We start from the raw sequence: 4,017 nt of genomic DNA on the forward strand, positions 1-4,017 counted from the left end.
GTGCAGCTCACGTTGGGCGCCGGGCGCGCCGGGCGCCGGCGGGCCGCGCCCCAGCGCCCTTGCGAGCGGCATCCTTTCGTGGTCCGATAATTGACGACCTTGGTGGTCAAAAACACGTCGACTGTCGCAACCGAATCAGCGCCGCCCAAAGCGAAGCAGAGGTTCGAATGCGCAACGAAACGTTGCAGAGCCTTGTCCTCGGCGACCTACTCCGAGCGCGGGCCGAAACCCATCGGACAGAGACCTTCCTCAAGTTCCACGAGGGCGAGGTCACCTACGGCGAGGTCGACTCGATGGCCGACCGCGTGGGCCAGGGGCTGGCCGGCGCGGGCATCGGCCGCGGCGACCACGTCGGCGTGATGCTCCCCAACTGCGCCGACTTCATCCACGTGATCTTCGCGCTGGCCCGCCTGGGGGCCGTCGCGGTGCCGATCAACGTCAGCTACCGCGGCGAGTTGCTCCGGCACGTCCTGCACACCTCCGACGCCTCGGCGCTGATCGTCGACGCGCCGTACGCCGACAGGCTGCCCGCGGTGGCCCCGCGGCTGCCGGAGCTGGGCCGGCTCATCGTACGTACCGGGGGCGCGTCCGACGTGCCGCTGCACCGGCTCGGCAAGCCCGCCGCGACGCTCTCCAGCCTGCTGTCCGGCGAGGTGGAGGCCCCGCGCGCCGACGTGGGCTTCGGCGACCTCCAGGCGATCATGTACACATCGGGAACCACCGGCCCGTCCAAGGGGGCGATGGTCCCGCACGCCCTCGCGCTGACGTGCGCGCTGGACTCGCTCGACTTCCTCGACCGGTGGGGCAAGACCACCTACTGCCCGCTTCCGCTGTTCCACGCCGCCGGGCTCTGGGACGGCATGATGTCGGCGCTCCTCTCCGGCGGCGCCATCGCCATCGTCGAGCGCTTCAGCGCCTCGCGGTTCTGGGACGACGTGCGCAGGTTCGACGCGCAGGTCGCGATGAGCGTCTTCTCGATGATCCCGATCCTGCTCAACCAGCCGCGCACCGAGCGCGACAGGGACCACCCGCTGCAGACCTTCTACATGGGCAAGTCGAGCCTCGACGAGCCCCTGCTGGAACGTTTCGGCGTCCGTTCGGTGGAGACGTACACCAGCACGGAGGTCGGGATAGCCACCGCCAGCCCGTACGGCGAGTGGCGGCTCGGCTCGTGCGGGCAGGCCCACGAGGAGCGGTTCGAGGTGGCGGTGGTCGACGAGTGGGACCGCGAGGTCGGCACGGACGAGCCGGGCGAGCTGGTCGTACGCCCCAGGCAGCCGTTCGTGATCACGACCGGGTACTACGGCGCCCCCGGCGCCACCGCCGACTGCTTCCGCAACATGTGGTTCCACACCGGCGATCGCGTGTGGCGCGACGCCGACGGCTACTTCTACTTCCTCGACCGGATGAAGGACGCCATCCGGCGCCGCGGCGAGAACATCTCGGCCTTCGACCTGGAGTGCGAGGTCAACCTGCACCCCGCGGTCCTGGAGTCGGCCGCCACCGGTGTGCCCTCCGAACTGGAGGACGAGGACGTCAAGCTGTGGGTCGTGCTGCGGCCGGGAGCGTCGCTGGAGCCCGCCGAGCTGGTGGAGTTCTGCACGGAGCGGCTGCCCCGCTCGATGGTCCCGCGCTACGTCGAGTTCATCGACGCCCTGCCTCGCACGCCCACCGACAAGGTCGCCAAGTACCGGTTGCGGGCCGAGGGCGACCACGGCCTGACCCCCGCCACCTGGGACCGGGAGGAAGAGGCGTGAACTGGGCGGACACCCCCGAGCAGGCGGCCTTCCGGGAGGAGGTGCGCGCCTTCGTGCGCGACCGCTTCCCGCGGGCCTACGCGCCCGACCCCGAGGCCGAGCAGAGCCTCGAACCCGAGGACGTCTGGGGCTACAACTGGCCGGTCGACCGCCTCTGCGACGACCCGGCGCGCCGCGACGGCGCCCGCGCGTGGGCCGCGGCCCTCGCCGGGCGCGGCTGGATAGCGCCGCACTGGCCGGCCGAGTACGGCGGCGCGGGGCTGTCGGTGCTGGAGGAGTTCATCCTCCAGGAGGAGATGATGCGCGCCCGCGTACCCACCGTGAACGGGATCGGCGCCTTCCTGCTCGGCCCGACGCTCCTGGAGCACGGCACCGACGAGCAGCGCGCCGCGCACCTGCCGCCCATCGCCCGCGGCGAGGTGACCTGGGCGCAGGGCTTCTCCGAGCCGGGTGCCGGCTCCGACCTCGCCTCGCTGCGTACCCGCGCGGTCCGCGAGGGCGACGAGGCCACCGGCACGTACACGGTCGACGGGCAGAAGGTGTGGACCTCGCTCGGGCAGTACGCCGACTGGCTGTTCGTGCTCGTACGCACCGATCCCGGGGCGTCGCCGCCGCACCGCGGCATCACCTTCCTGCTCGTGGACGCCGCCTCCCCCGGCGTGACCATCCGCCCGATCACCGACCTCCGCGGGGCGGCGCCGTTCTGCGAGATCTTCTTCGAGGGCGTACGGGTGCCGGCCGCCAACCGGGTCGGCGAGGAGAACCGCGGCTGGTACGTCGCGATGACCGCGCTGAGCTTCGAACGGGCCGGCATCGGCGCCACGGTCAAGTACGAGCAGGCGCTCTCGGAACTCGTCGGCTACCTCCGCTCGGACGAGGGCCGCGGGTTCCTCCGGGACGACACGAGGGCCGCGCTGCGCCAGGAGATCGCCCGCCGCCACACCGAGATCCGGGTGCAGTACAACCTCGCCCGCTACACAGTGTCCCGGCAGGCGGCCGGCGCAGTGCCCGGCTACGAGGCGTCGGTCAACCAGCTCTTCGGCGCCGAACTGCACCAGCGCCTGGCCAGTACGGGCGCCTCGGCCTTCGGCCGGAACGCACAGCTCTGGCAGCGGCGCGACGCCCCGCTCGGAGCCGTCTTCACCCACATGTCGCGGGACTCCGTGGCGTCCACCTTCCTCGGCGGCGCGGCGGAGATCCAGCGCGACGTCATCGCCACCCGGGGCCTGAACCTGCCGCGCAGCCGCTGACGACCTAGGAGGAGTTCTCCCCATGTACGAAACCCTCGACCTGAAGATCGAGGAGCGGGTCGCCTGGCTCACCCTGAACCGGCCCGGGAAGCTCAACGCCCTCACGCCGACGACGATGCGCGAACTCCGCCACTTCTTCACCGAGGTGGACGACGACGAGGACGTCTGCGTCGTGGTGCTGCGGGGCGCCGGCGAGCGCGCCTTCTGCGCGGGCATGGACCTCGGCTGGTCGGAGCAGCTCACCAGGCAGGAGCGGGTGGAGCAGGGCCGGCTCGGCGAGAAGACGTTCGCGATGATGGAGCGGCTGTCCGTCCCGGTCGTCGCGGCCGTGCACGGCTACGCCGTCGGCGGCGGCCTGGAGCTGGCACTGGCCGCCGACTTCATCGTCGCCTCCGACAACGCGAAGATGGGCCTGGTCGAGATCACGCTGTCCGCCCGCCCGCCGTACCGGCCGAAGATGACCGAGGACGGCGATCCCGACCAGCCGGAGTTCGGCGGGTCCGCGCCCGGCTGGGGCGGCGTCAAGCGGCTGCCGCGCCGGGTCGGCAAGGCGATGGCCAAGGAGCTGCTGTTCACCGGCGTCCGGCTCGACGCCGCCAGGGCGCACCGGATCGGCCTGGTCAACGACGTCTACCCGGCCGACGAGTTCGACAAGCGGGTCGGCGAACTGGCCGAGCGGATCGCGGCGATGAACCGCTACAACCTGCGCCTCGTCAAGGAACTGGTCACCAACGAGTACGACTGGATCGAGCCGCACCCCGGCTGAGCGCGCCGGGTAGTACGGAAGCCAACGGAGGAGGATCTGTGCGGATTTACCGGATCGACCACATCGGCCAGGTCGCGCCGGAGCTGGAGCCGCAGGTGGCGCTCCTGGAGGGCCTGTTCGGGTTCCGGCGCACGCGGAGCTGGGACAACCCCGCCGAGGGCTGCCGCGGCGTCCGGCTGGCGCTGCCCGGGAACCCCGGGCACACCTGGGAGGTGCTGGCGCCGGCCGGGGAGCACTCCGCCGT

At 71.7% G+C, this 4,017-nt stretch carries 3 protein-coding genes and 1 pseudogene; all 4 read left to right on the forward strand.

Annotated elements, in window-relative coordinates; translation table 11 throughout:
- Positions 1 to 167 precede the first annotated feature (167 nt).
- Positions 168 to 1,757, forward strand: coding sequence for an AMP-binding protein (locus tag H5J30_RS20690; protein ID WP_181788894.1), 1,590 nt, complete (start codon positions 168 to 170; stop codon positions 1,755 to 1,757).
- Positions 1,754 to 3,007, forward strand: a complete 1,254-nt coding sequence (locus tag H5J30_RS20695) for an acyl-CoA dehydrogenase family protein (protein ID WP_181788895.1) — start codon at positions 1,754 to 1,756, stop codon at positions 3,005 to 3,007. The genes H5J30_RS20690 and H5J30_RS20695 overlap by 4 nt, the downstream gene beginning before the upstream one ends.
- A 22-nt stretch (positions 3,008 to 3,029) precedes the next feature.
- Positions 3,030 to 3,773: an enoyl-CoA hydratase/isomerase family protein gene (locus H5J30_RS20700; RefSeq protein WP_181788896.1), complete on the forward strand. Its 744-nt coding sequence runs from the start codon at positions 3,030 to 3,032 to the stop codon at positions 3,771 to 3,773.
- A 38-nt stretch (positions 3,774 to 3,811) separates the two neighbouring features.
- Positions 3,812 to 4,017: pseudogene (locus tag H5J30_RS20705) on the forward strand (VOC family protein); the annotation flags it as partial.

This window comes from Streptomyces phytophilus, assembly GCF_013870535.1.
Taxonomy (GTDB): Bacteria; Actinomycetota; Actinomycetes; order Streptomycetales; family Streptomycetaceae; genus Streptomyces; species Streptomyces phytophilus.

Bases quoted from the DNA above. Each gene is read 5' to 3' on its own strand.
- H5J30_RS20700 (WP_181788896.1), top strand. From the start codon at position 3,030: ATGTACGAAACCCTCGACCTGAAGATCGAGGAGCGGGTCGCCTGGCTC.
- H5J30_RS20690 (WP_181788894.1), top strand. From the start codon at position 168: ATGCGCAACGAAACGTTGCAGAGCCTTGTCCTCGGCGACCTACTCCGA.